Origin of the sequence: Bradyrhizobium sp. Bra64 (assembly GCF_024519875.1) — a bacterium.
GTDB lineage: Bacteria > Pseudomonadota > Alphaproteobacteria > Rhizobiales > Xanthobacteraceae > Bradyrhizobium > Bradyrhizobium japonicum_G.
Map to the genome: position 1 here is coordinate 650,124 of NZ_JALJRD010000001.1, position 25,097 is coordinate 675,220.

Below are 25,097 nucleotides of genomic sequence, written 5' to 3' on the forward strand. Positions count from 1 at the left end.
AATGCTTGAGGGAGCCGAGGTGCGGCTTGCCGTCGATATCGGTGGCACGTTCACCGACATCGTGCTGGATTTGGGTCGGGACCGAAGAACGCGCAAGGTATTGACGACGCCGCAGCGCCCCGAAGAGGCGGTCCTGGACGGGATGCGGCTCATTCTGGCTGACGCGCGCGCGCATATCAGCGACATCGACGTCTTCATTCACGGCACGACGCTGGCGACCAACGCGATCATCGAGCGCCGCGGCGCCAAGACGGCGCTGGTTGCGACCGAAGGCTTTCGCGACGTGCTCGATATCGGCACCGAGAGCCGCTACGACCAGTACGATCTCACCATCGACAAGCCGAGGCCGCTGGCGCCGCGTTCCCTGCGCTTCACCGTGCCCGAGCGCATCGACGCCCACGGTGCCGTCCGCCTCCCGCTCGACGAAGCAGCGGTGCGCGCGCTCGCGCCAAGATTGCGCGCGCTGAACGTCGAGAGCGTCGCCATCGCCTTCCTGCACTCCTACGCCAATCCCGAGCACGAGCGCCGAGCGGCCGCGATCCTCGCCGAGGAGATGCCCGGCACCTCCGTGACGGTGTCATCGGCGGTGTGCCCCGAGATCCGCGAATACGAGCGCACTTCCACAGCGGTCGCCAATGCCTACGTGCAGCCGCTGATCGACGGCTATCTCGCCCGCATGGCCGAGGCGTTGCTGGTCGAGCAGTTCCGCGGCGCGATCTATCTCGTTACCTCCGGCGGCGGCGTCACCTCGATCGAGACGGCGCGGCGCTTTCCGGTGCGCCTGGTCGAGTCCGGCCCGGCCGGCGGCGCCATCTTCGCGGCGCAGATCGCAGCAAGGCTCGGCGAGAGCAAGGTGCTCTCCTTCGACATGGGCGGCACCACCGCAAAGATCTGCCTGATCGAGAAGTACCAGCCAGAGACCTCGCGCGTGTTCGAGGTCGATCGTGCCGCGCGCTTCCTCAAGGGCTCCGGCCTGCCGGTGCGCATTCCCGTGATCGAGATGGTCGAGATCGGCGCCGGCGGCGGCTCGATCGCGCATGTCGATGCGATGAAGCGCGTCACCGTTGGGCCTGAGAGCGCGTCGTCGGAGCCGGGGCCGGCCTGCTATGGCCGCGGCGGCCAGCGTCCGGCCGTGACGGATGCGGACGTTGCGCTGGGCATGATCGATCCCGACGCCTTTGCGGGTGGCACGATCAAGCTCGACCCGGAGCTGTCGAAACAGGCGCTGCTGCGCGCCGTCGGCGAGCCGCTCGGCCTGTCGGCGGAAACCGCAGCCTATGCCGTGCACGAGGTCGTCTGCGAGAACATGGCGAGCGCGGCGCGCGTGCACGCGGTCGAACGCGGCGAGATCGTCGGCCAGCACACGCTGATCGCCTTCGGCGGCGCCGCGCCGCTGCATGCGGCGCGTGTCGCCGAGAAGATCGGCGTCTCGCGGGTGATCGTGCCGTCGAATGCCGGCGTCGGCTCGGCGGTCGGGTTCCTGGCCGCGCCCATCGCCTATGAGCTGGTGCGTAGCCGCCACGTCCGCCTCGACGATTTCGACACCGAGGCGGTCTCCGACCTCTTGCAGGAAATGGCGACCGAGGCACGCGCCCTCGTCGAGCCGGGTGCGGCGGGCGCGCCGGTGCGCGAGCGCCGTGCCGCCTTCATGCGCTATGTCGGTCAGGGTCATGAGATCACGATCGAGCTGCCGAACCGGCGGCTGAATTCGGCCGATCTCGCCGGCCTGCGCCAGAAGTTCGAGGCGGATTATTCCGCAATGTTCGAGCGGTCGATCCCGGGCGCCGCGATCGAGGTGTTGAGCTGGTCGGTGCTCGCGACCACCGATGCGCGCAATCCGGTGCGCGTTGCCGACGTGGCGCGCAAGCCTGCCGGCAAGGCGTCCGGCAGCCGAAAGTTCTTCGACGGCCGGGCCGGGGAAGTGATCGAGATCCCGCTCTATCGCCGCGAGGACATGGCGCCGGGTGCGACCATTGCGGGCCCCGCGGTGATCGCCGAGGACGAAACCTCCACCTTCGTCTCCAACAGTTTCGACGCCCATATCGATGGTGCCGGCAGCATCGTCATGGAACGGAAGGCGGCCTGATCATGAGCAAGCCAAGCGGAACGAGCCTGATCGATCTCCAGATCATGTGGCACCGGCTGATCGCCGTGGTCGAGGAGCAGGCACAGGTCTTGCTGCGCACCGCATTCAGCCCGATCGTCCGCGAATGCGGCGACCTCTCGGCCGGCGTGTTCGACCTAAAGGGGCGGATGCTGACGCAGGCGGTGACCGGTACGCCCGGCCACGTCAACTCGATGGCGGAATCGGTCAAGCATTTCATTGCCCGCTTCCCGATCGAGACGATGAAGGAGGGCGACGCCTACATCACCAACGATCCCTGGATGGGCACCGGCCATCTCAACGATTTCGTCGTCACCACGCCCTGCTTCAAGGACGGCAAGCCGGTGGCGCTGTTCTCCTGCACCAGCCATCTCATGGACATCGGCGGCATCGGCTTCGGGCCCGACGCCACCGACGTGTTCATGGAAGGGCTCTACATCCCCATGCTGAAGCTGATCGACCAGGGCGTCGTCAACGAGACGCTGATGGCGATGATCCGCACCAACACGCGGCTGCCGATCGACACCGAAGGCGACACCTATTCGCTCGCCGGCTGCAACGACGTCGGCTGCGAGCGCCTGGTCGAGATGATGAGCGAGTTCGGCATCGACACGCTCGACGAACTCGGCGACTACATCTGCGACCGCTCGCGCGAGGCCGTGCTCGCCGAGATCGCAAAATTGCCGAAGGGAAGCTGGCACAACACCATGGTCGTCGACGGCTACGACACGCCGGTCACGCTGGCCGCGACGCTGACGATCTCGGATACGGGCATCCATGTCGACTTCGACGGCACCACGGGCGCCTCGAAGTTCGGCATCAACGTGCCCCTATCCTACACCACGGCCTACACCGTGTTCGGCCTCGGTTGCGTCGTCGCCTCGCAGATCCCGAACAATGCCGGCTCGCTCTCGCCGCTGACGGTGTCGGCGCCGGCTGGTGCCATCCTCAATGCGCCGAAGCCGGCGCCGGTGGCCTCGCGCCACATCATCGGGCAGATGCTGCCCGACGTCGTGTTCGGCTGCCTGCGCCAGATCATTCCCGAACGAGTGCCGGCGGAAGGCACCTCGTGCCTGTGGAATCTCAACGTGCGCGGCCAGACCCGTTCAGGCGCCGGCGGCAATTACGGATTCTCGATGGCGGTGACCTCCAATGGCGGCACCGGCGCGCGCTTTGCGAAGGACGGGCTGTCGGCGACCGCCTATCCCAGCGGGGTGCGCGGCACCCCGGTCGAGATCGCGGAAACGCAGACGCCGCTGATCTTCTGGCGCAAGGAGCTGCGCCCGGATTCCGGCGGGGCAGGGCGCACCCGCGGCGGCCTCGGCCAGATCATCGAGGTCGGCAGCGGCGTCGATGCGCCGTTCGACATCCTGGCGGCATTCGACCGTATTGATCATCCGCCGCGCGGTCGCGACGGCGGCCTTGACGGCGAGGCTGGTTATGTCGGCCTGAAGTCCGGAAAGAAGCTGCGCGGAAAAGGCTTTCAGCAGGTGCCGCCGGACGATCGCCTGGTGGTGCTGACGCCGGGCGGTGCCGGGATCGGCGATCCCCGGGAGCGCGCGCCGACAGCCGTCAACGACGATGTCGAGAGCGGCCTCGTATCTTCAGACAATGCAGTTGCAGTTTATGGGTCCGCGCGGTGACGAGCCGGGAAGCTTGCGCGCTAGCGAACGGAGAGAAGAGATGATCACGCGACGGAATTTCACCGCGGGCGCAGCGACCCTGCTTGCCGCGACCCAGATCCCCACCCGCGTACGGGCAGCGACGGTGAGTTGGGACATGTCGACGGTCTGGCCTGACGGCAATTTCCACACCCAGAATGCGTTCGCCTTTGCGGCAGAGGTCAAGAAGCAGACCGAAGGCGCGGTCGCGATCACCGTGAAGGCCGGCGGCCAGCTCGGCTTCAAGGGCCCCGAGCATCTGCGCGCCGTGCGCGACGGTCTGGTGCCGCTCGCCGACGTCCTCAACATCCAGCAGGTCGGCGACGAGCCCTTCATGGGCGTCGAGAGCATTCCGTTCCTGTGCGGCTCGATGGACGAATTGAAGGTGCTGCACAAATATGTGCGGCCCGAATACGAGAAGGTCGCCGCGCGCAACAACCAGAAGATCCTCTACATCGTGCCGTGGCCGACGCAGTACCTGCATCTCAAGGTCAAGGTCGCCGACGTCGAGGGTCTGAAGAACATCAAGATCCGCGTGCCCGACAAGGGGGCCGTCGACATGCTGGCCGCCATTGGCATGGCGCCCGTGATGATTCCCTGGGGCGAGACCATTCCCGCGCTGGCCTCGGGCGCAGTGTCAGGCGTCTCCACATCTGCGGTGTCGGGCGTCGACGGCAAGTTCTGGGAATTCCTGAAATACGTCTACCCGACCAACCACGTCTGGTCTTCGCAGATGCTCACGGTCAATCTCGACTCCTGGAAGGCGCTCAGTGCGGATCAGCAGAAGCTCGTCGCGGACATCGCGGCGAAAATGGAGCCGGGTTTCTGGGCGAACTCGCTCAAGGCCGACGTTGACAGCCTCAACCGCCTGAAGGAAGGCGGCATGGAGGTGGTGCCGGTCTCGGAGGCGATGATCACGGACATCCGAGCGAAGACCGCGCCGCAGCTCGACGCCTTCCTCAAGCGCGTGCCGGCGGCCGACAAGCCGGTGCGGGCCTATCTCGCCGAAATGAAGCGCTGAGGGCATCACCTTGGTGAGTATCTCGCCCGAAGCTCCGCAAAGCCTCAACGCAGCGGCGCCGGCGCCGCTGCGCATCCTGCTCGACGGCATCGACCGTCTCGGCCGGCTCGACGGCTGGATCGGCGGCGGCTGCCTGCTGTTGCTGACGCTGTTGATGCTGTGCGAGGTCGCCACCCGCTTCCTCTCGAACTTCCTCTCCTTCTTCCCGCCGACCATCTCGATCGCGTGGGAATATTCCTCCTACCTGATGGCAGCGTCCTTCACCTTCGGCGCCGCCATGACGCTGCGCGTCGGCGGCCACATCCGCGTTGTCCTGCTCCTGAAGAACGTTCCCGCGCCGTTTCAGCGCGTGATCGAGATCCTCTCGGCCGCTGCCGGCTTCGCTTTCATGGCGTTCCTGACCTCGGCCATGGCAAAATTCGCCTGGGGTGCCTTCATCCGCGGCCAAGTCTCGACCTCGAGCGATACTCCGCTGTGGTTTCCGCAAGCCGTCGTCGCCTTCGGCATGCTGCTGCTCACGCTGCAGTTCCTGGCGCGCGCGATCCAGGCCACGCTCGGCCTGCCGCTGGAGGATCACCGCATGAAGGCCTCGCCCGTCGAATGATCGTTTTGCCCGCTACCGGATTCAAGATCGCATGACCATCGAAGTCGTCGCCCTGTTCGCGATCCTGTTTGCGCTGCTGGCATGCGGCGTGTGGATCGGCCTCACGCTCGCGCTGACCGCCACGCTGCTGCTGGCGATGTTCCGCTCGATCCCGCTCGACAAGCTGCTGCCGCAATATGCCTGGAACATCCTGACCACGCAGGAGCTGCTGGCGCTGCCGCTGTTCATCCTGATGGGCGAGCTGCTGTTTCGCACCCGCCTGTCGCGCTCGCTGTTCCAGGGCCTCGCGCCCTGGGCCGGGCTGCTGCCGGGCCGCCTGCTGCATGTGAACGTGATCGGCTGCACCATCTTCGCGGCGATCTCCGGCTCGTCGGCCGCGACGACGCAGGTGATCGGCCGCATGTCGCTCAACGAGCTGACACGCCGCGGCTATTCGCGAGATATCGCGATCGGCTCGCTCGCCGGCGCCGGCACGCTCGGCTTTCTGATCCCGCCGTCCAACATCATGATCATCTACGGCGTGCTCGGCGACGTCTCGATCTTGAAGCTTTTCACCGCCGGCGTCTTGCCCGGCCTCTTGCTGGCCGCCACCTTCATGGGCTGGGTGATGCTGCACACGACCTTCAACCGCACGCTGGTGCCTGAGTCGGAAGCAAAGCTCTCGCAGGTGTCGTGGGGCGAGCGTTTCGCGGCGCTGAAGGATCTCGCACCGGCGCTGTTCCTGATCGCCTGCGTGCTCGGCTCGATGTATGGCGGGCTGGCGACGCCGTCGGAGGCTGCCGCCGTCGGTGTGCTCGGCGCGGCGCTGGTCGCCTGGGCGCAGGGCTCGATGTCGCAACAGGTGGTGCGCGACGTGCTGATCGGATCCGTCGTCACCTGTTCGATGATCGCGCTGATCGTGCTCGGCGCCTCGATCCTCGGCAACGCGGCCGCCTTCCTCGGCATTCCGCAGGCGGTCGCGGCCTTCGTCAAGGGCCTGGGGCTGTCGCCCTTCATGCTGATCGTGGCGCTGATCGTCTTCTATCTTGTCCTCGGCTGCTTCCTCGACGGCTTCTCGATGATCGTGATGACGCTGCCAATCGTGCTGCCGATCGTGAAGGGCGCGGGCTTCGACGAAATCTGGTTCGGCATCTTCATCGTGCTCGCGGTCGAGATGGCGCAGATCACCCCGCCGGTCGGCTTCAACCTGTTCGTCATCCAGGGCCTGACCGACGATGGCCTCGGCTACATCGCGCGCGTCACCATGCCCTACCTCATCATCATGGTCGGCTTCGTGCTGCTGCTGACGCTGTGGCCCGGCATCGTCACGATCCTGCCAAGAGTGCTGTACGGATAGCGCCGCCCCGGCCGTGAGGCCGGGACAGCGTCTCGATCGTTCAGTCCTTACGCCGCGGCCTTCTTCCGCGCCTGTTCGGCCTTGTACAGCTCGAATTCCTCTGCGATCGCCTTCGCAACCGACGGCCGCTGGCGCAGGCGCTCGTAATAGGCCTTCACGTTCGGCCATTTGGCGAGCTCGATCGGCGGCGTCGCCATGGTCCAGTTGATGACCGTGACGAGATAGGCATCGGCGACGCTGAAATGGTCGAGCAGGAAGTCGCGCCCCTTCAGGTAGTTGTCGAGATAGTCGAGCCGCGACAGGTTCTTCTCCAGCGCATACGCCTTGGTTTCCTGCGGCGCCTTGCGGTCGAGCACGGGGATGAACAGGCCCTTGTGCAGCTCGGTGCCGATGAAGCAGAGCCATTGATGCAGCCGGGTGCGATCGATGCCCGCTGCCGCGCCGAGCCCGGATTGCGGGAAGCGGTCTGCGACATATTGCAGGATGGCGGCGTTCTCGGTCAGCACCACGCCCTCGTCGGTGCGCAGCGTCGGCACCAGGCCGATCGGGTTCACGGTGCGGAAATCGGTGCCGTCGTTCAGCACTTTCTTGGTCGGCGGATCGACTTCGAGATAGTTCGCCTCGGCACCGGCTTCGTACAGCGCGACGCGGGTCGCCATCGAACAGGCGAGCGGCGAGAAATAGAGATCCATCTGTAGCCTCCTTGGGCAATTCCTCGATGTGACTTTTGGATGTCGCTCAACCTGGCCAGATTGATTTTTGTACTGTCTTGCATAATATAAGGCGGGTCAAGGATTATTTTGCGAAATGGTACAAAAATCGAAACCGCCAACTGCTGCCGGCGAACCCAAGCGCCGTGGGCGTCCGCGCACTTACGAGCCCGAGATCGCGCTCGGCAAGGCGCTCGACCTGTTTCGCAGGCAGGGGTTCGCCGCGACCTCGCTCGACGATCTCAGCGAAGCCACCGGCATGAATCGCCCAAGCCTCTACGGCGCCTTCGGCGACAAGCGTGAGCTCTACATCAAAAGCTACCAGCGCTACCGCGAGGAAGCGCGTGCCTCGATGGTGGAGATTTTTCGCCAGGAGATGCCGGTGCGCCAGCGGCTGGAGCGCATCTTTGCCTCCGCGCTGAACATTTATCTCTCAGGCGAAACCGGCCCGCGCGGTTGCTTCACGGTGGTGACGGCGGCATCCGAAGCCGTCGGCGATCCCGAGATCCGCGCGATGGTGCTCGATGGCCTGTCGGAGCTCGACAAGGCGTTTGCGAGCTGCTTCCGCCGCGCAAAAGAGAAAGGCGAACTGCCGGAGAGCGCCGATCCGGCCGTGCTGGCGCAAGTCGCGTCCGCAACCGTGCACTCGATCGCCATTCGTTCGCGGGCGCGGGTGTCGCGGAAGGATCTGGAAGCGATCGTCAAGGGCGCGATCGACGTGATGGTGGGCGCTAAATCCTGAGCCGGGATGACGGCGAGTATGCGGCGCGATCCCGCGCCCGCTACGCCGCGCGGATATGCGCCAGGAAACGATCCACCTCGTCGCGCAGCCGCTGCGACTGTTTTGACAGCTCGATCGCCGAGCCCAGCACTTCCTGCGCCGCCGTACCGGTCGCGGCGATGCCGGCGGTGACGCCCGCGATGTTCTGCGAGACCTCGCCGGTGCGGGCGGCTGCCTGCTGGACGTTCTGCGCGATCTCCTGTGTCGCCGTGCCCTGCTGGCCGACGGCCGCCGCAATGGCCGCCGAAATCTCGTCGACCTGCTGGATCGTCGCGCAGATCGACTGGATACCGTCCACCGCGCCGGTCGTCTCGCCCTGCACGGCCGTCACCTGCGCGCCGATCTCCTCGGTCGCTTTCGCGGTCTGGGTCGCCAGCGCCTTCACCTCGGAGGCGACCACGGCAAAGCCGCGGCCGGCTTCGCCCGCGCGCGCCGCCTCGATGGTCGCGTTGAGCGCGAGCAAATTGGTCTGCCCCGCAATGCCGTTGATGAAGGAGACGACGTCGCCGATCTTCTGCGCGGCATCTGCCAGGCTCTGCACCCGTGCGTTGGACCTTTGTCCATCGCTGGCGGCCCTGCCGACGACTTCGGTCGCATGCGCAAGGCGGCGGCTGATCTCGGTCATCGACGACGACAGCTCTTCGGCAGCGGCTGCGACCGTCTGAACGTTTTCCGATGCGAGGGCCGAGGCCGACGATACCGTGCCGGTCTGCTGCCGCGACTGCTCGACGATGGCCGACATCGAGCGCGCCGTGTGCTCCATCTCGACCGCGGCCGAGGAAACCGTGGTGACGACGTCCCGGATGCTGGCTTCGAAATTGTCGGCGAGCGCGGCGAAGACGCGCCGCTTCTCCGATTCGGACCGGGCCTTGGCCTCGAGCTGATCGGCCTGGAGCCGATTGAAGTTGACGGCGTTGTCGCGGAAGACCGCGACCGCCTTCACCATCTCACCGACCTCGTCATTGGCCTTGCTGGTGGGGACGGCGACGTCGAGGTGTCCGTCCGCGAGCTCGCGCATCACGCGTGTGATGGAGAGGATCGGGCGCGAAATGCTGCGGGCGATGAGATAGCCGACGATCGCGGCGAGCACGAGCCCGATCGCGGCGATGCCGAATGCCAGCAGCCAGGCACGGTCGGCGGAGGCCACATAGTCGGCATTGTCCATCACCAGCTCGACCGCGCCGAGCGGCTTGCCGGAAAAATCCTTGATCGGTCCGAGCAGCGCGGCCACCGGCGTGGTGTCGAGCCTGGCCTGCCGGACCGTGAAGTCGCCGCCGGTGGCGCGGCCGTAGTCGGCAGCGTCGAAGAAGCTCTTGCCCTTCAGCGTGCCGCCGAACAGCTTGAAGCCCGCGCCGTCGGCGAGATGGAAGGCGACGTCGACATGGCGGTTGGTCTTGAAGTCGTCGAGGAAGGACTGGCCGAAGGTCAGGCCGAACTCCACCGAGCCGAGATGCTTAGCCCCTTGCGCGATCGGGACCACGCCGCGGATACCGAGCCCGGCCACGCCGCCTTCGAGGCCGACCACGACCCTGTGCTCCTGGTTGGCGACGACGACGGTCTTGCGGAAGCCGGACAAGTCGTCGCCGAATTTGGCGGGCTGATGCACGCGCAGGAACGAGGTCGCCGGCGCCACGTGGAACTGGAACTGATCGACGCCGTACTCCGACTTGGTTGCGGCAAAGACCGGCCCGAACAGGCCGATCAGGGCGTTGCGATCCTGTTTGGCCATTGCGTCCTGCGTCGCCGGCATCGCGGCGACGATGGCGCTCATGGCGGCGGCGCGGTGGGACTCTTCCGCGATCCGCGATTGCAGCGCGTCGTAATGGCTGCGCAACTCGCGCTGGTCGGCGCGGTCGATGATCCCTGAGATGATCCACATTGCCCCGAGCACGGCAAACAGGGCGGTCGCCGCCGCCGTCACCGCCAGCGCAACCGTAATCCGCATCCTGAGGCCGAGGCTCGTCCGCATGTCCGACTCGTTCTTTGACTGTTGGTAAAGAACGACTATCAACTTCTCGCTAAGAGAGGATGAACGGGATACCGGCGGAGCGGTGTGCTTGTGGGGTGCCGGCTATCGGCCAAGGCCGCATCGCCGGCGAGCCCTAATACCCCCGCGTCCGGTCCACGACGTTCTCCAGCGTCCCGCCCGCCTCGAACCGGGCGATCTGCTCGGCGACATAGGCCGAGATTGCGTCCGCATCAGTGTCGGCGGCGTTGTGCGGGGTCAGCAGCACCTTCGGATGGGTCCAGAACCGGCTTTCCTTTGGCTGCGGCTCCTGCACGAAGACGTCGAGTGAGGCGGCGCCCAGCGTACCGTCGTCGAGGCAGGCCAGGATGTCGGCCTCGTTCTGCAGGCCCCCGCGGCCGGCATTGATCAGCACGGGCGCGCCGAGCGGGCTCTTGCGGTTGAGCTTGGTGAAGACGTCGCGGTTGAGGATGCTGTGCGTATCGGGCGTCAGCGGCAGCAGGCTGACGAGGATGTCGGTCTTGCGCAGGAACGCATCCATTCCGGCCGTGCCATGAAAGCACTCGACGCCTTCGATCGTCCGCGGGCTGCGGCTCCAGCCGGCGACGCGGAAGCCGAGCCGGCGCAGCACGTCGGCCGCATCGGCGCCCAGCGTGCCCAGTCCCATCACACCGACCGTCACAGCGCTCGCCGGCCACTGATATTGCGGCTCCCAGCGCTTCGCGCGCTGCGAGTCACGCAGATAAAGCTCCTGGCGGTGGTGCATCAGCACGTGTAGCACGACGTATTCTGTCATGCGGTTGGTCAGATCGGGGACGGCGACGCGCACCAGCGGCACACCGGGAAGGCTCATGTCCGCCATCAGCGCATCGACGCCGGCGCCAAGATTGAAGATCGCGCGCAGATTGGGGAATGCGCCGAGGTCGCCCGGCACCGGTTTCCACACCGCGGCGTAGTGCACCTCGGCCGGATCGAGCCCGGCATCCGGCAGCAGCACCACGCGGCGGCCGCCGCAGACGGCATCGAACCGGGCCTTCCAGCGCTCGGGCAGCCAGTTCTGCTGCGTGCTGTTGATCAGGACGGCCAGTGTGCCTTTGGTCATTCGAAGTGCCTCGCCGGGTTCCGCTCAAGAAGGCCCTCCTTGGCACGATCTGCCGGATTTTTCTTGCAAATTTTTTCCGCAGCCCTGTCGGGGCGGGGCATATTGGATCGTCTTCAAAACAAGAGTTCGGGGAAGGTACTGCCCATGCTTTACGCGATCCTTTGCTATCACGATGAAGACTTCGTCGGCTCCTGGAGCAAGGACCAGGATGAAGCCGTAATGAAGAAGCTCGCCGTGGTGCAGGAAGGTCTCGCCAAGCAGGGCAGGCTCGGTCCGGTGGCGCGGCTGCTGCCGACCACGGCCGCGGCGACGCTGCGCAAGGAGGACCCGCCGCTGGTGCTCGACGGGCCCTATGCGGAGACCAAGGAGCAGTTGCTCGGCTTCTACATCGTCGACTGCAAGAGCCTCGACGAGGCGCTCGACGTTGCGCGCGACCTCGGCTCGGCCAATCCCGGCGGCGCCTATGAGGTGCGCCCCGTCGGCGTGTTCAGGCCCGGAGGAAATCTCACGTGAGCGAGGCCGACACCGCCTGGATCGAGACCGCGCTGACCTCGGCGCGACCGCAGGCGGTAGGCGCGCTGCTCCGTTATTTCCGCGATCTCGACACCGCCGAAGAGGCCTTCCAGAACGCCTGCCTGCGCGCGCTGAAGACCTGGCCGCAGAACGGGCCGCCGCGCGATCCCGCGGCCTGGCTGATCCTTGTCGGCCGCAACGTCGCGATCGACGAGGTGCGCCGCGCCCGCAAGCAGACGCCGTTGCCGGAGGACGACCAGGCCATCTCCGACCTCGACGATGCCGAAGGTGCGCTCGCCGAAAGGCTCGACGGCTCGCATTACCGCGACGACATCCTGCGGCTGATGTTCATCTGCTGCCATCCAGGTCTGCCGGCGACGCAGCAGATCGCGCTGGCGCTGCGCATCGTCTCCGGTCTCACCGTGAAGCAGATCGCGCGCGCCTTCCTGGTTTCGGACGCGGCGATGGAGCAGCGCATCACGCGCGCCAAGGCGAAGGTCGCGGAGGCCGGGACGCCGTTCGAGACGCCGGGCGCGGTCGAGCGCTCCGAGCGGCTCGCCGGTGTCGCCGCGATGATCTACCTGATCTTCAACGAGGGTTATTCGGCCAGCGGCGACACCGCAGAAATCAGAAAGCCGCTCTGCGAGGAGGCGATCCGGCTGGCGCGGCTGCTGCTGCGGCTGTTCCAGAGCGAGCCGGAGATCATGGGGCTCACCGCGCTCATCCTGCTGCAGCATGCCCGCAGCGCCGCGCGCTTTGCCGCGGACGGCACGCTGATCCTGCTGGACGACCAGGACCGTTCGCTGTGGAACGGCACCATGATCGCGGAAGGCCTCGCGCTGATCGACAAGGCGATGCGCCACCGCCGCAGCGGGCCCTACCAGATCCAGGCTGCGATCGCCGCGCTGCATGCGCGCGCAGCAACGCCGGAGGAAACCGACTGGGCCCAGATCGACCTGCTCTATGGTGCGCTGGAGGTGGTGCAGCCCTCGCCGGTGGTGACGCTCAACCGCGCGGTCGCGGTCTCCAAGGTGCGCGGACCGCAAGCCGCGCTCGACCTGATCGAGCCGCTGGCGCCGAAACTCGCCAGCTACTTCCATTTCTACGGCGTGCGCGGCGCCTTTCTGATGCAGCTCGGCCGCAGCGACGAAGCCCGCGTCGCCTTCGACCGCGCCATCGCTCTCGCCAACACGTCCGCGGAAGCTGCCCACATCCGCATGCATCTCGATCGCCTGATCCGGGACAGCCAGCCGAAGGGCGCCAATGGCGGCGCCAGGCAGGGCGCGAAGGCGAAGTAGGCATACCGTCTCCGCCGTCATGCCCGGCTTGTCCCGCGCATCCATGCCCTCCGCCGGCACCGGGAACGTTGATGGCCGGGACAAGCCCGGCCATGACGGTCTTCAAAATTATTCATTTCGTCTTGTCGGGCGCAACCGGCTCTCTTCGTCCTAAGCCCGTATCCAGGGAGCCATTCATGCTGAAAGCCATTGCCATCATCGCCATCCTGCTCGCGGCCGGAATCGTGAGCGTACTCGTCTTTGCCTTGACGAAGCCCGACACATTCCGCGTCGAGCGCAGCCTCGCCGTGAAGGCGCCGGCCAATGCGATCTATCCCCTGGTTGCCGATTTCCATCGCTGGACGGCCTGGTCACCCTATGAGGGCCGCGATCCCGCGATGAAGCGCAGCTTCGGCGGAACTGCGGAAGGAAAGGGCGCGACCTATGCGTGGGACGGCAACAACAACGTCGGCTCCGGTCATATGGAGATCCTCGAGGCCAGTGCGTCGTCAAGGCTTCGGATCAAGCTCGATTTCGAGCGTCCCTTCGAAGGCCACAACACCGCGGAGTTCACCTTTGTGCCGCAAGGCGATGCCACATTGGTCACGTGGGCGATGTCCGGCCCGGCCCCGATCCTGTCCAAGGTCATGCAGGTGTTCATCAATATGGACACCATGATCGGCAAGGATTTCGAGGCGGGCTTGGCCAGCCTGAAGAAGCTCACCGAGAAGTAGCACCCTCACGGCCCAAGGAAGCGAAGAAGAGGAGAGAAACGATGCTCAATCCCTATCTTTTCTATCAGGACACCTGCGAAGCGGCGTTCAATTATTACGCCAAGGCTCTCGGCGGCAAGATCGAAGCGATGATGCGTTCGTCGGAGGCGCCGCCGGACATGGCGGCCGCGCCCGGCCGCGAGAAGACGATCATGCATGCGCGTATGTCGCTGCCCGGCGGCAGCGTGCTGATGGCCTCGGACGCGCCGCCCGAGCATTTTAAGAAAGCCCAGGGCTTTTCGGTCTCGCTGACGGTCGCGGACCCCGCGGAAGGCGAGCGCAAGTTCAACGCGCTCGCCGATGGCGGTAGCGTCACCATGCCCTTCAGCAAGACGTTCTGGGCCAAGGGCTTCGGCATGTGCGTCGACAAGTTCGGCATTCCCTGGATGGTGAACTGCCCCGCCGAGGGAATGTGACGGACGCGATCGCCTGACGCGCGAACAGGTCATCCCTCTCTTTGCCGTTGCGGGAGAGGGAGACTTGTAACGTGCGGCGGATCCGGCCCGCGTGCTCGCTCAGCGGACCGACCCGGTTACGTCGATTCCCGGTGACGGGGCTGACGGAACGCAGCGAGGGCAGATCACAAGCTTGGTGCCGAGCTGCCTGTCGTTTTCCGCTTCGATCTCGTCATGGACCACCCACCACGCCTCGGAGTACGGGCGCAAGGTGCCGAGCACTCTTTCCCGCTCCTGGTTTGAATTACGTTCCACAGGAGCTTGGCTCGCCACACGACGCTTTGTGACAGAGGGTCGATTCGGATCCTGACCGAGGCCGTCCCATGCAATCGGACGGCGCTCCTGCGCAGACGCGACTGCGCATCCCATCAGCGTTGCGCAAAAAGTAAGCAAGATGAAGCCGTGTCGCATCATGGCGGACCCCTGGTGCGGTACGCGACACACAAACTCCGCATGCGGATACTTGCATCGTGACCGTTAAATGGAACCTAAGGGAAACGCGTGGCCGGAATGGCTGAATATGATTCTTGCTCTGACATCACATTGCGAGAGCAGTGCGGCCGCTTCGTGAAATGATGTGGACCGCATCGCACAACAACTGGCGCAATATTGGGCTGTGAACCCCGAGACAGAATCGCTAATAATTTCTTCATAAATTCTACAAACTGGGGTGGGCGTAACTTGGAAGGGAGCGACCGATGGCGGCGGCGCTACAAATCAATTTTGCACTTTGGGGCATGCTCATCTGCGCGAGTCTGGAATTGGCGCAGGCGATCCAGAGGCTCTATTAGGGCCTGACCAGGCGCGAGACCGGCGCAATCTTGCCAGCCCGCTTGCGTGCTAGCTCACGAGCAGTGCGATGAGCGTGAAGCTGACACTTGCGATCACGATCATCGAGACGATGTAGTTGCGCGGCTGAGCCGTACGCGCGGGCGGTTGCTGCCGTCGCGGTGGCTCGCTGATTTGCCGGACCGGCTCCGTCGGTGCGCCCCCGGCCTCTGCGCCCGAGCCGATATATTTCACATAAAGCTCGAGCAGTCGCAGCTCGGACGCCAAATCCATCAGGCCCTCGCGGTCGCGCCGCGACAGCAATTCGAATTCGACGGTTTCTTCGGAGCTCAGTTGGCCAAGGACGATGCGTCCCCGGTCCGAGAGGCGGTAGTGGAAATCGAGGGGCTGCATAGCCTGCGACCCGTTTGAAAATGAGTAATCCCGAAAATGCGGAGCCATCGTAGTCTGCGACCACTGCTGGGATTGTGACGGCCCCGCGGCCATCGCGATCCGGCAGCGGCCTCAATCTGGACGGCACCATCATAGAGATTCAGGAAAGGCCGGAAACCGCATAAATTTGGCAGGCATTGCGAAGCGCTTGAGCGAATTTGGCACCCGCAGAGCCGGAATATCGCGAGATTGCCTAATCGTCGGACAGCGGCGGATGCAACATGGTCAGGCTGCGCGGACTCGCCTGATCCTCACCGGCAGCGCGGATAGATTGCGGCGAGGTCGCGCCCCTTCAACAAAAGCAGCCGCGACGAGAGGCCACCGCGGCGGCTGATCCAGTCGCGCACCGGACCGGGATAGGCTTCCAGCACCGCGTCGGATGCTTCCGGCTCGGCATAGAAGCGTCCATGCCGGTCGACCGAGCGCGCTGCATGGAAGCCGAGCACGGCCCGCTTCGTGACGCAGATGCGCTCACCCGGCACGATGCTCAGCACCAGCGTGCAGGCGGAGAGGCAGGGACCGTCGATCACCACGCGCTCGCCGCTCTCGCGCACCTTCTCGAACAAATCGAGGAATGGTCCGACCCGTCCGCCCGGCGACTGGATGATGCGGATTTCGGCTGACGCCGGTGCCGAGGCGAGGATGGTCGCTGCGAGCGTCAGGGCTTTGAGCAGGAACACGCGTCGCATGGAGCACTCCACAAGCTTGATCCCTGCAAATAATCTATCCGTTCCGGCGCTGCCCGCGCAACGTCGGCAGGCCGATGCCCGCCGCATCGAAGCCGCCATCGACGGCCAAAATCTGGCCGGTGATGTAGCTCGATCGGTCCGAGCACAGGAAAAAGATCGCTTCAGCGAGTTCCTCTTCCAGGCCGTAGCGGTTGAGCGGAACGGCGTCGTGATAGTCGGCGCGGATCTCGGGGGTGTGTACCTGCTTCGCCATCGCGGTGTCGACCGGCCCCGGCGCGACCGCATTGACGCGGATGTTGAGGGCGGCGAGCTCGACCGCGAGCTGCTTGGTGAGATGCGCGAGACCCGCCTTGCTGGTGCCGTAGGCCGAACGCAGTGTCGAGGCGCGCACCGCCGAGATCGAGGTGATGTTGACGATGGCGCCGCCATTGCCGTCGCGCATCAGCGGCACCGCCGCCTTGGTGCAGAGGAACGGGCCGGTGAGGTTGACCGCCATGATCCTGTTCCAATCGGCGTCGCTGGTCTCCAGCACCGGCGCGAACACGGCGACGCCGGCGTTGTTGACGAGGGCATCGAGCCGGCCGAAGCGGCTCATGACCGCGGCCATCGCAGCTCCCACGGCCGCTGCGTCGGAGACGTCGCAGGTGATCGCCAGAGTCGCCTCGGCCTGGCCGATCCCGGCGACCGCGCGGCCGAGCAGCTCGCCCTCGACGTCGAGCAGCGCCACGCGCCAGCCCTCGGCCAGGAACTTCTTCGCGGTCGCAAGCCCGATGCCGCGCGCGGCTCCGGTGACGAGGGCGATTTTTTGCGGGGCTTGCGGCATCGGCTGATCTGTCCTGTGTCGAAAAGGCTGGTCGTGCGTGAGCACGCCTTCCTTTTACTTCGCTTTCATGCCGGCGAGGAAGACCAGATCATACCCCTCGAGCGAATGCGTCTGCGCGGACGATCCACGTCCGTCACCCTGCGAGGCTCACCGTGCTGCGCACGGCGAGTGCGGGTGCACAGTTCTTGCCTATGACAGCTCCGCCGAGGCGCGCTGCATGTTGGCCGACATGTCCGAGGTCACGATGCTCTGCTCCTCGACCGCGGCGGCGGTGGAGGCGATGAACTCGTTGACGCCGGCGATCGCAACCTTGATCGCGGTGAGCGAGCTTGCCACGTCGCCGGAGATGGTGTTCAGCGCGTCGATCTCGGAGGTGATGGTGTCGGTTGCCTGCTTGGCCTGGTTGGCGAGGCTCTTCACCTCGGAGGCGACCACCGCGAAGCCGCGGCCGGCCTCGCCCGCGCGCGCCGATTCGATCGTGGCGTTGAGCGCGAGCAGGTTGATCTGGCCGGTGATGCCGGAAATCATCTCGACGATGCCGCTCATCGCCTGCGCCGCCGTGTTCAGCCGCTGCGCCTGGCCGTCCGCGGCCTCGACGCGGGTGGTCGCGACCTTGGAGGTCTCGCGCGACTTCGCCATGGTTTCGGAGATCTCGCGGATCGAGGCGCTCATCTGCTCGCTGCCGGCCGCGACCGCCTCTATCAGTCCGCGCGCATTGTCGGCCTTCTTGCGGCCGATCGCCTGCGCGGTGATGTCGGTGGCGTATTTCACCACCTTGTACGGCCTGCCGTTGAGGTCGAGGATCGGATTGTAGGAGGCCTGGATCCATATCTCGCGGCCGCCCTTGGCGATGCGCTTGTATTCGGCGGCCTGGTATTCGCCGCGGTTGAGCGTCTCCCAGAACTGGCGGTAGGACGCCGCGTTCTTCTCATCCGGCTCGACGAACATGGAGTGGTGCCGCCCCTTGATCTCCTCCAGCGAATAGCCCATCGCCTTGAGGAAGTTCTCGTTGGCGGTGCGGATCGTCCCGTCCATGTTGAACTCGATCACCGCCTGCGATTTCTGGATCGCGGCGAGCTGACCGTCATTGTCGGCCGCCTTCATCTTCTGCGCTGTGACGTCGGTTGCGAACTTGACCACCTTGAACGGCTTGCCGGTCTCGTCGAGGATCGGGTTGTAGGTCGCCAGGATCCAGATCTCCTTGCCGCCCTTGCCGAGCCGCTTGTATTCGGCAGCCTCGAACTCGCCGCGGTTCAGCTTGGCCCAGAACGCGGCATAGGCCGCGCTGGCGCGGTCCTCGGGCGTCACGAACATGCTGTGGTGCTTGCCCTGGATCTCGTCGAGCGAATAGCCCATCGCGCCCAGGAAGTTCTCGTTGGCGGTGAGGATGGTGCCGTCCATCTTGAATTCGATCACGGCCTGCGCACGGTTGACTGCGGCGATCTTGCCGGCATCCTCCATGGTCTTGACCTTGTACGCCGTGATGTCGGTGGCGAACTTGATGAAGCTGATCACCTTGCCGCTCGGGTCGCGCAGCGGCGCGTAGGAGGCGTGGACCCAGACCTCCTTGCCGTTCTTGCCGAAGCGCTTGTATTGCGTGGTCTGGAATTCGCCCCGGTTCAGGCTGGCCCAGAAGTCGCGATAGCGGGCGCTCTCGCGTTCGGCCGGGCTGACGAAGATGCTGTGATGCTTGCCCTTGATCTCCGAGAGCGTATAGCCGCTCATCCTGAGGAGATTTTCATTGGCATCGAGAATGGTGCCGTCGAGGCCGAATTCGATCACGGCCTGCGAGCGATCGAGCGCTTCGACTTCCGCGATCGCGTGTCGGGTCTTGCTGCTTTGGAAATTGAACACGTGATGCTCCGCGCAATGTTCTTCGGAGCGAAGCGGCGGGGTCGCCGCGCCGTCGCGCCTGCTTAGAAAAGTTGCACGAGCGTGTTGAGCAATTGTAAACCCTTGCAGCAGTTTGCGCCTGTTCCGTAGTTCCACGTGCGCGGCCATGTCGCTCTGGTTGCAGGCATTCCGGATTCATGTGCACAGCGGAGTTCATAGGCCGGGCAGTATTTGTACGGAGCAGATCGCAATATTTTTCGCGTCGCGGTGCCCGGAATACTCGTGCGCGATGTCGGCTCGGCCGCGCCTCGATCGTCTTCAGGACGATGTTGCTCACGGAACAAATCGATGACCGACCCCGAGCGCCTGATTCGAGACCTCTTCGCCGCCTATCTCGGCAACGACCGGCAACGGGTCGCCGACGCACTGGCGGACGATTTTCGCTTCACCAGCCCGTTCGACGACGACCTCGACAAGGCGGCCTATTTCGGGCGCTGCTGGAAGGACACCGGCTGGATCGCGCGGCACGACATCGAGCGGATTTTCGTCCGGGGCGACGAGGCCTTTGTCACCTATCTCTGTCTGGCGACGGATGGCAGGAGCTTTCGCAACACGGAGTTCTTCAGCTTCGCCGGCGGCAAGGTTCGCCGTATCGAAGTCTATTTCGGCGCTGCCCGGCAGGATGGGCGCTTCCTGCCGCAGTCGCGCTAGCGGCCGGCGCAAAATAATTCCCGACAGCCTGTCGGTTCCGTCAGGGTTGGTTCGTCTTGCAAGTGAGGGCTGGAGGTGAGGGCAGGCGGCTCGGGCCGTCGCTCCCCGTCCTTCCGGAGTGGCGCCTCGCCGTGCAACCCGGACGACAAAGCAAGCAAGGAATGCTCATGCGATTCATGATGCTGATGATCCCGCTCGGCTACGAGACCGCGCCGCCCGACGTTCAACTCGATCCCGAGCGGGTCGCGGCGATGATGCGCTACAACGAGGTGCTGAAGGACGCGGGCGTGCTGATCACGCTCGACGGCCTGCATCCGCCGTCGATGGGCGCGCGCGTCTCGTTTGCGGCCGGCGAGCCGCTCGTGACCGATGGTCCCTTCACTGATGCCAAGGAAGTTTTGGGCGGCTATTGGATGATCGAGGTTGCCTCGCGCGCCGAGGCGATTGCCTGGGCCAGGAAGTGCCCGGCCTCGCCGAACGAAATCATCGAGATCCGCCAGGTGCAGGAGATGAGCGACTTTCCGCCCGACCTGCAGGAGGCCGCCGCCGGTTTCGGCGATCTGAAGAGGTAACCACAGCGGTCGCGAAGAAATCGCGGCTTCGTCAATCCATCAACAAAGGAGAGAACCGATGAGCACCGACACCTATCTCGCCGTTTTCCTCGGCAGCAAGACCAGCCCCAAATGGGCCGCGTGGAACGCGATGCCCGAGGCCGAGCGCAAGGCGAAGGAGCAGGCGGGCATTGCGGGCTGGAAGGGCTGGGTCGAAAAGCACCAGGGCGCGATCCAGGCCATGGGAGGTCCGCTCGGCAAGACCAAGCAGGTCGATGGCAAGGGCATCGCCGACATCGCCAACGAGATGGGCGCCTTCACGGTGGTGCGCGCCGCGTCCCATGAAGCCGCGGCGAAGATGTTCGAGAACCATCCGCACTTCGCGATCTTCCCCGGCGAACGCGTCGAGATCATGCCGGTCCTGCCGATCCCGGGCGGCTAGGACTTCGGCCGTCGCCCCGGACCGGGAGAATACGGTTAACCATCCCGGTCGCCGCTAGTGACCTTCGCGCCCGGCTCATGTAAAGCTCGTTCACATGAGCTGGCGCAAGGAGCAGCGCCGCGCCGAGCGCGGCTATCACCACGGCAATCTGAAGGAAGCCCTGTTGCAGGCCGCCCTCGGGCTGATTGCCGAGAAGGGCGCAGCCGGCTTCACATTTGCCGATGCCGCGCGCATGGCCGGCGTCAGCGCGGCAGCCCCGTACCGGCATTTCCGCGACCGCGACGAGCTGCTGTCCTCGATCGCGCAACGCGGTTTCGAGCAGTTCGAGGCGCGCCTGACCGCGGCCTGGGATGACGGGCGGCCCGATACCGTCACGGCGTTCGAGCGTGTCGGCCGGGCCTATCTCGCCTTCGCACGCGAGGAGCCCGCGTTCTACAATGCGATGTTCGAATCCGGCCTTCCGGTCGATGCCAATCCGGCGCTTCAGGCCGCCAGCGAGCGGGCTTTCAACATCATTCGCGCCGCGGCCGAGCGCCTGGCGGCGCTGGCGCCGCCGGGCACGCCGCGGCCGCCGGCGATGATGATGGCGCTGCACATCTGGTCGATGGCGCACGGCGTTGCCTCGCTGTTCTCGCGCGGCGATGCTGCGCGGCGCAAGCTGCCGATGTCGCCGGATGAGCTGCTCGAAGCCGAGGTGCTGATCTATCTGCGCGGTCTCGGTTTCCCGACCGACCGCCGTCCGCCGGCCAAGAGCGCCGAGCCGCCCCCGGTGCCGCCGGAGGCATCCTCCGGTTCCGGCGTGCCGCCCGGCGGTCCCTGGGGCAAGCCGAAATAAAGTTGCGCAAATAATTCCGAGACCCTGTCGGGCGGCCGGCTTGACAAAATCGCGGGATGATTTAGCTATGTAAATGTTATTTACATTCACAACGGCACTGTTGCCGTCATGGAGATGGGAAATGGCCTACACCGCTGATGTCAATCGCTGGCGCGGCCCTTCGGACCAAAACCAATACTACGAGCGTCCCCGCATGCTCGACACGCCATGGCATCCCGGCTGGATCGCCGTGACCATCCTCGGCTTCATCATCTGGTGGCCGATCGGACTCGCCCTTCTCTTTTTCACACTCGGGAGCAGAAAAATGGGTTGCTGGAACCACCAGGATCGCTGGCAGAACAAGATGGAGCGGATGCAGTACAAGATGGACCGCATGCGCGGCCGCATGGAGCGCCACGGCTTCGGTTTTGGTTTCGGCCCGCCCTCGAGCGGCAACCGCGCCTTCGACGAGTACCGCACCGAGACGCTGCAGCGGCTCGAGGAAGAGCAGGTCGAGTTCAAGAACTTCCTCGACCGCCTGCGTCACGCCAAGGACAAGGAAGAGTTCGACCAGTTCATGGCGCAGCACAAGACGCGTCCGACCCCGCCGCCGACCGATCAGCAGCAAGGCTGATCCGGGGACCTCTCAAAGCCTTCAGGCACATGCCCCCAAAGTCCTGATGGCCCCGAGCCGCCCGCCTGCGCATCCCGCAGGCGGGCGGTTTGGTTTTTCACCTCGCTCCGCGTGCGGGGAGAGGTCGGATTGCATCGCAGATGCAATCCGGGTGAGGAAGTACAGGTCTCGCGACGATCTCATACGGGGAGTGGGAGCCGATAGAACCGGATCAGCTCGAGCCCCGACTAAGCCCTGAGCGCGCGCTTTGCTCGCGCATCCACGGGTAATGCCATGACGAACGCCGGACGCAAGCCGATCGGGCAGCGGATCGCTCTTCTCGAACGCGCGTCTGCGCTGTTCGACCGGTACGGTGCATCGGTGCCGCTCGCGATCGCGTTCCTCAACGGATGGCCGACGGAGATCAAATTCTATCCGGAGCTTGTGGTCGGCAACGCGTGGAAGGTTTTTCTCAGCCTCGCCCTCTACCAGCTCGCTGCGTTCGCGCTCAGGCGCGCCATCTCGTTCGCGGCACCGGACCTTGCCCCATGATCCTGCTCCGCGATTTCGCGCTCTTCGTCCTTCCCGTCCTCGTCGCGGCAGGCGGCTGGCTCTATGCGCTCAGCCTGCGCCGGCAGACCCGGCCGTGAGGTTCAGCGCGCCGTGGCGAGCTGCGCGCGAACCGATGTCAAAAAGTGTTCGTAGGCATGGTCCACGATCTCGTTGAGTGACCGCGTCCGCGCGAACATCGCCCTGGCCTCGGCGAGAAACTCGTCGCGGGTCGGGATCGCCGGCAGATGCAGATGCGTCAGCGCGTCGACGCCTTCATGCGCGCGATTGAGGATGTCGTGCAGCGTCGGCAATTGCATTTGGGCGAGGTCGGCCCGGCGCCGCGCCGACGAAATCGCGTGCGCGAGTTTCTGAGCATCGAACCGGGCGGCAAGCTCGCGCGCCGCCCGGTTGATGACGCGTGCGCCGAGCGGCTGCTCGTTGCGCAGCACCTGTTCGGGCGGCGCCTTCATGTTCCAGACGACGCCACACCAGGACAGGACCTTCAGGATGTAATAGGTCACGTCGATTTCCCACCAGCGAAAACCTTGTCGCACGCTGCTCTGGTAGGCGTGGTGATTGTTGTGCCAGCCCTCACCCAGGGTGAACAACGCCAGCAGCCAGTTGTTGCGGGAATCGTCGCCGGTCACGTAGCGCTTGCGTCCATGCACGTGGGCGAGGGAATTGATGCAGAAAGTCGCGTGATAGAGCAGCACCGTGCTCCACAGGAAGCCCACGACCAGGCCCGACCAGCCCGCAACCAGGAAGCAGAGCACTGCGAGCACGATCGCCGGCAGCAGTTCGAGCCGATGCAGCCACATCAGCTCCGGGTAACGCGCGAGGTCGCCGACCTTCACGAGGTCGGTCCCGTCGTGCTCCCGATAAAAGATCCAGCCGAGATGGCTGTACAGGAAGCCGCGGTGTCGTGGGGAATGCACGTCGATTTCGGTATCGGAATGCAGATGATGGTGTCGATGCTTGGCCGCCCACCACAATACGCTCTTCTGCGCGGTGCTTTGCGCAAGGCAGGCCAGGATGAACTGAAACACCCGGCTGGTCGCAAAAGCCCGATGGGAGAAATAGCGGTGGTAGCCTGCTCCGATCGCAAACATGCGCACGCCATACAGTGACACGCAGATCGCGACGGCCTGCCACGTGATGCCCGTCCAGACGGCCGCCACGCAGCCGAGATGGACCAGCACGAACGGTATTGCGGAGGGGTACATGACGTCGTCGTGCTGGTCGTCGGCGGGCGCGTTGGGCGACATGTCTTGGCGTAACCTTTCTTGGCATGACCTTGGGTGAGGGATCCGGAATTCGTTGCGGCAGCGCCGAAGGCCGCCGGGTACGAAAAACCCGCGGATGGCGGACCATCGCGGGGGCTTGAACGAGATGTTTTGCCTGGACATCCCCGGCCGAAGCAGAGCTGGCCTGAAGTTCGCCGGACTATATGGTCCCGGCTGCCTGGCATGCAAGCTCGTAGCCTCACGGAGGGGCTGCGGCATGTTGCTCGGGGGTACCAATCGTGCCGCCGGCGCGGCGTGGCGCGCGGACGGCCCCCGGCCTATATTCGAGACGCGAGAAGAAAGAGGCGGCGATGACGGCGGTTGCGACCTCGGCGAACGAGAGTCTCTGGCAGAAGATTCGCGGTGAGGCACAACGTGCGATCGCGGCCGATCCTGTCTTTGGCAGATCCCTCGCCGATACAGTCCTCGTCCATGACGATTTTGCTGCCGCACTGGCCGATCTGATCGGGCGCAGACTAGGCGGCTCTGCAGCGGAGCGAGCGCGCTTCACGGCCTTCGCCCTCGATGCCTTCAGCGACTCGCCGGACCTGATCGAGACAGCCGGCCGCGATTTGCAGGCGATCGCGATCCACGATCCCGCCATCGCCGAGCTGTTGCCGCCACTGCTGCATTTCAAGGGTTATGTCGCGCTGCAAGCCTGGCGCGTCTCGAACTGGCTCTGGCACCGCGGCCATGTCGATGCCGCCCTGCTGTTTCAGAACGAGTCTTCAAATTTGCTGCAGGTCAGCATTCATCCCGCCGCCAGCATCGGCGCGTCGGTCTATCTCGACCATGCCACGGGTATCGTGATCGGCGCGAACGTGGTCATCGGCGAGGGGACCACCGTCCTCCAGAATGTCAGCATCGGCCGCAGCAGCGAAATGCCGGCGCGCTCGCCCCGCATCGGCCGCGGCGTCTATATCGGCGCCGGTGCGGCCATTCTCGGCGATATCAGCATCGGCGATTTCGCCAAGATCGGTGCCGGCACGGTCGTGGCATCGGACGTGCCGGCCGGCTGCACCGCGGTCGGTATTCCCGCGCGGCTAACCAATTGCCCCGAGCCCGCCCCGGCGCAGTGACCCAACTCCCTGCGTTGCCTACCTTTCCGCCAGCCAAATTCGTCCGCGGTAACCCCGCATTAACTATCGCCGGGCTCTGGTAATTGCGGACAATCGCGCCCAAAGCTGCGGTCAAGGCCCATAGTTTTGACATCTTGGCAGGGAATGCAGGCGGCCGGCTTTGGACGAGCCCTGCACCCCAGA

Annotated in this window: 26 protein-coding genes; 17 read left to right on the forward strand and 9 right to left on the reverse strand. The window is 65.2% G+C overall.

All coding sequences use genetic code 11. The features are described 5' to 3' along the window. The first annotated feature begins 1 nt into the window (after nucleotide 1). The 5 genes from NR187_RS03040 to NR187_RS03060 are packed head-to-tail and all read left to right on the forward strand — an operon-like array spanning nucleotide 2 to nucleotide 6,726. Nucleotides 2-2,086 carry a hydantoinase/oxoprolinase family protein gene (locus NR187_RS03040; RefSeq protein WP_256805677.1) on the forward strand — a complete coding sequence of 695 codons (2,085 nt, stop codon included), beginning with the start codon at nucleotides 2-4 and terminating at the stop codon, nucleotides 2,084-2,086. 2 nt (nucleotides 2,087-2,088) lie between these two features. Beyond that, a complete protein-coding gene (locus NR187_RS03045; protein ID WP_256805678.1) occupies nucleotides 2,089-3,747 on the forward strand; it encodes a hydantoinase B/oxoprolinase family protein in 1,659 nt (552 codons plus the stop codon). Nucleotides 3,748-3,787: 40 nt separating this feature from the next. Then, on the forward strand, nucleotides 3,788-4,786 hold the full coding sequence (locus NR187_RS03050; RefSeq protein ID WP_211382187.1) for a TRAP transporter substrate-binding protein: 999 nt from the start codon (nucleotides 3,788-3,790) through the stop codon (nucleotides 4,784-4,786). 10 nt (nucleotides 4,787-4,796) lie between these two features. Beyond that, nucleotides 4,797-5,390, forward strand: a complete 594-nt coding sequence (locus NR187_RS03055; RefSeq protein WP_211382188.1) for a TRAP transporter small permease subunit — start codon at nucleotides 4,797-4,799, stop codon at nucleotides 5,388-5,390. Between the two features lie 31 nt (nucleotides 5,391-5,421). Next, entirely contained in the window at nucleotides 5,422-6,726 is a 1,305-nt protein-coding gene (locus NR187_RS03060) for a TRAP transporter large permease (RefSeq protein WP_211382189.1), read from the forward strand. Between the two features lie 47 nt (nucleotides 6,727-6,773). Here NR187_RS03060 and NR187_RS03065 read toward each other — a convergent pair whose 3' ends face one another. Beyond that, entirely contained in the window at nucleotides 6,774-7,418 is a 645-nt protein-coding gene (locus NR187_RS03065) for a glutathione binding-like protein (RefSeq protein WP_211382190.1), read from the reverse strand. A gap of 115 nt (nucleotides 7,419-7,533) precedes the next feature. Between NR187_RS03065 and NR187_RS03070 the strand changes: the two genes are divergently transcribed. Next, nucleotides 7,534-8,178: a TetR/AcrR family transcriptional regulator gene (locus NR187_RS03070; RefSeq protein ID WP_211382191.1), complete on the forward strand. Its 645-nt coding sequence runs from the start codon at nucleotides 7,534-7,536 to the stop codon at nucleotides 8,176-8,178. A gap of 40 nt (nucleotides 8,179-8,218) precedes the next feature. On the opposite strand, the gene NR187_RS03075 is transcribed toward NR187_RS03070, so the two are convergent. Continuing rightward, nucleotides 8,219-10,186 carry a methyl-accepting chemotaxis protein gene (locus NR187_RS03075; protein WP_256805679.1) on the reverse strand — a complete coding sequence of 656 codons (1,968 nt, stop codon included), beginning with the start codon at nucleotides 10,184-10,186 and terminating at the stop codon, nucleotides 8,219-8,221. A gap of 133 nt (nucleotides 10,187-10,319) precedes the next feature. Beyond that, nucleotides 10,320-11,285 (reverse strand): glyoxylate/hydroxypyruvate reductase A, encoded by a 966-nt coding sequence (locus tag NR187_RS03080; RefSeq protein WP_211382193.1) that lies wholly within the window; start codon nucleotides 11,283-11,285, stop codon nucleotides 10,320-10,322. A 144-nt stretch (nucleotides 11,286-11,429) separates the two neighbouring features. Between NR187_RS03080 and NR187_RS03085 the strand changes: the two genes are divergently transcribed. The 4 genes from NR187_RS03085 to NR187_RS03100 all read left to right on the forward strand — a co-directional run bounded on the left by NR187_RS03085 (nucleotide 11,430) and on the right by NR187_RS03100 (nucleotide 14,264). After that, nucleotides 11,430-11,798: a YciI family protein gene (locus NR187_RS03085; protein ID WP_211382194.1), complete on the forward strand. Its 369-nt coding sequence runs from the start codon at nucleotides 11,430-11,432 to the stop codon at nucleotides 11,796-11,798. Further along, complete coding sequence (locus tag NR187_RS03090) at nucleotides 11,795-13,096, forward strand: RNA polymerase sigma factor (RefSeq protein ID WP_211382195.1); 1,302 nt, start codon at nucleotides 11,795-11,797, stop codon at nucleotides 13,094-13,096. Before NR187_RS03085 ends, NR187_RS03090 begins: the two co-directional genes overlap by 4 nt. Before the next feature lie 176 nt (nucleotides 13,097-13,272). After that, entirely contained in the window at nucleotides 13,273-13,809 is a 537-nt protein-coding gene (locus tag NR187_RS03095; protein ID WP_211382196.1) for an SRPBCC family protein, read from the forward strand. Nucleotides 13,810-13,850: 41 nt separating this feature from the next. Continuing rightward, nucleotides 13,851-14,264, forward strand: coding sequence for a VOC family protein (locus tag NR187_RS03100; RefSeq protein ID WP_211382197.1), 414 nt, complete (start codon nucleotides 13,851-13,853; stop codon nucleotides 14,262-14,264). A 99-nt stretch (nucleotides 14,265-14,363) separates the two neighbouring features. On the opposite strand, the gene NR187_RS03105 is transcribed toward NR187_RS03100, so the two are convergent. From NR187_RS03105 to NR187_RS03125, 5 genes are all read right to left on the reverse strand, one after another. Further along, nucleotides 14,364-14,717 (reverse strand): hypothetical protein, encoded by a 354-nt coding sequence (locus tag NR187_RS03105; protein WP_256805680.1) that lies wholly within the window; start codon nucleotides 14,715-14,717, stop codon nucleotides 14,364-14,366. Nucleotides 14,718-15,143: 426 nt separating this feature from the next. Continuing rightward, nucleotides 15,144-15,533 carry a hypothetical protein gene (locus NR187_RS03110; RefSeq protein WP_256805681.1) on the reverse strand — a complete coding sequence of 130 codons (390 nt, stop codon included), beginning with the start codon at nucleotides 15,531-15,533 and terminating at the stop codon, nucleotides 15,144-15,146. Between the two features lie 242 nt (nucleotides 15,534-15,775). Further along, nucleotides 15,776-16,213 (reverse strand): hypothetical protein, encoded by a 438-nt coding sequence (locus tag NR187_RS03115; protein ID WP_211382198.1) that lies wholly within the window; start codon nucleotides 16,211-16,213, stop codon nucleotides 15,776-15,778. A gap of 34 nt (nucleotides 16,214-16,247) precedes the next feature. Further along, a complete protein-coding gene (locus tag NR187_RS03120) occupies nucleotides 16,248-17,036 on the reverse strand; it encodes an SDR family NAD(P)-dependent oxidoreductase (protein ID WP_211382199.1) in 789 nt (262 codons plus the stop codon). A gap of 189 nt (nucleotides 17,037-17,225) precedes the next feature. Beyond that, nucleotides 17,226-18,890: a PAS domain-containing methyl-accepting chemotaxis protein gene (locus NR187_RS03125; RefSeq protein WP_256805683.1), complete on the reverse strand. Its 1,665-nt coding sequence runs from the start codon at nucleotides 18,888-18,890 to the stop codon at nucleotides 17,226-17,228. Nucleotides 18,891-19,217: 327 nt separating this feature from the next. Here NR187_RS03125 and NR187_RS03130 point away from each other — a divergent pair, with 327 nt between their 5' ends. The 6 genes from NR187_RS03130 (at nucleotide 19,218) to NR187_RS03155 (ending at nucleotide 22,552) form a co-directional block, all read left to right on the forward strand. Then, entirely contained in the window at nucleotides 19,218-19,580 is a 363-nt protein-coding gene (locus NR187_RS03130) for a nuclear transport factor 2 family protein (protein ID WP_211382201.1), read from the forward strand. Nucleotides 19,581-19,747: 167 nt separating this feature from the next. After that, nucleotides 19,748-20,152: a YciI family protein gene (locus NR187_RS03135; protein WP_211382202.1), complete on the forward strand. Its 405-nt coding sequence runs from the start codon at nucleotides 19,748-19,750 to the stop codon at nucleotides 20,150-20,152. Between the two features lie 58 nt (nucleotides 20,153-20,210). Continuing rightward, a complete protein-coding gene (locus NR187_RS03140; protein ID WP_211382203.1) occupies nucleotides 20,211-20,573 on the forward strand; it encodes a hypothetical protein in 363 nt (120 codons plus the stop codon). A gap of 94 nt (nucleotides 20,574-20,667) precedes the next feature. Then, nucleotides 20,668-21,408: a TetR/AcrR family transcriptional regulator gene (locus NR187_RS03145; protein WP_211382204.1), complete on the forward strand. Its 741-nt coding sequence runs from the start codon at nucleotides 20,668-20,670 to the stop codon at nucleotides 21,406-21,408. 121 nt (nucleotides 21,409-21,529) lie between these two features. Beyond that, on the forward strand, nucleotides 21,530-22,021 hold the full coding sequence (locus NR187_RS03150; protein ID WP_256805684.1) for a DUF2852 domain-containing protein: 492 nt from the start codon (nucleotides 21,530-21,532) through the stop codon (nucleotides 22,019-22,021). A 273-nt stretch (nucleotides 22,022-22,294) separates the two neighbouring features. After that, nucleotides 22,295-22,552, forward strand: coding sequence for a hypothetical protein (locus tag NR187_RS03155; protein ID WP_211382206.1), 258 nt, complete (start codon nucleotides 22,295-22,297; stop codon nucleotides 22,550-22,552). A gap of 101 nt (nucleotides 22,553-22,653) precedes the next feature. Here the strand turns inward: NR187_RS03155 and NR187_RS03160 are convergent, their stop codons facing one another. Continuing rightward, nucleotides 22,654-23,817 (reverse strand): acyl-CoA desaturase, encoded by a 1,164-nt coding sequence (locus NR187_RS03160; protein WP_211382207.1) that lies wholly within the window; start codon nucleotides 23,815-23,817, stop codon nucleotides 22,654-22,656. A gap of 329 nt (nucleotides 23,818-24,146) precedes the next feature. Between NR187_RS03160 and NR187_RS03165 the strand changes: the two genes are divergently transcribed. Next, entirely contained in the window at nucleotides 24,147-24,914 is a 768-nt protein-coding gene (locus NR187_RS03165; protein ID WP_256805685.1) for a serine acetyltransferase, read from the forward strand. The last annotated feature ends 183 nt before the right edge of the window (nucleotides 24,915-25,097 follow it).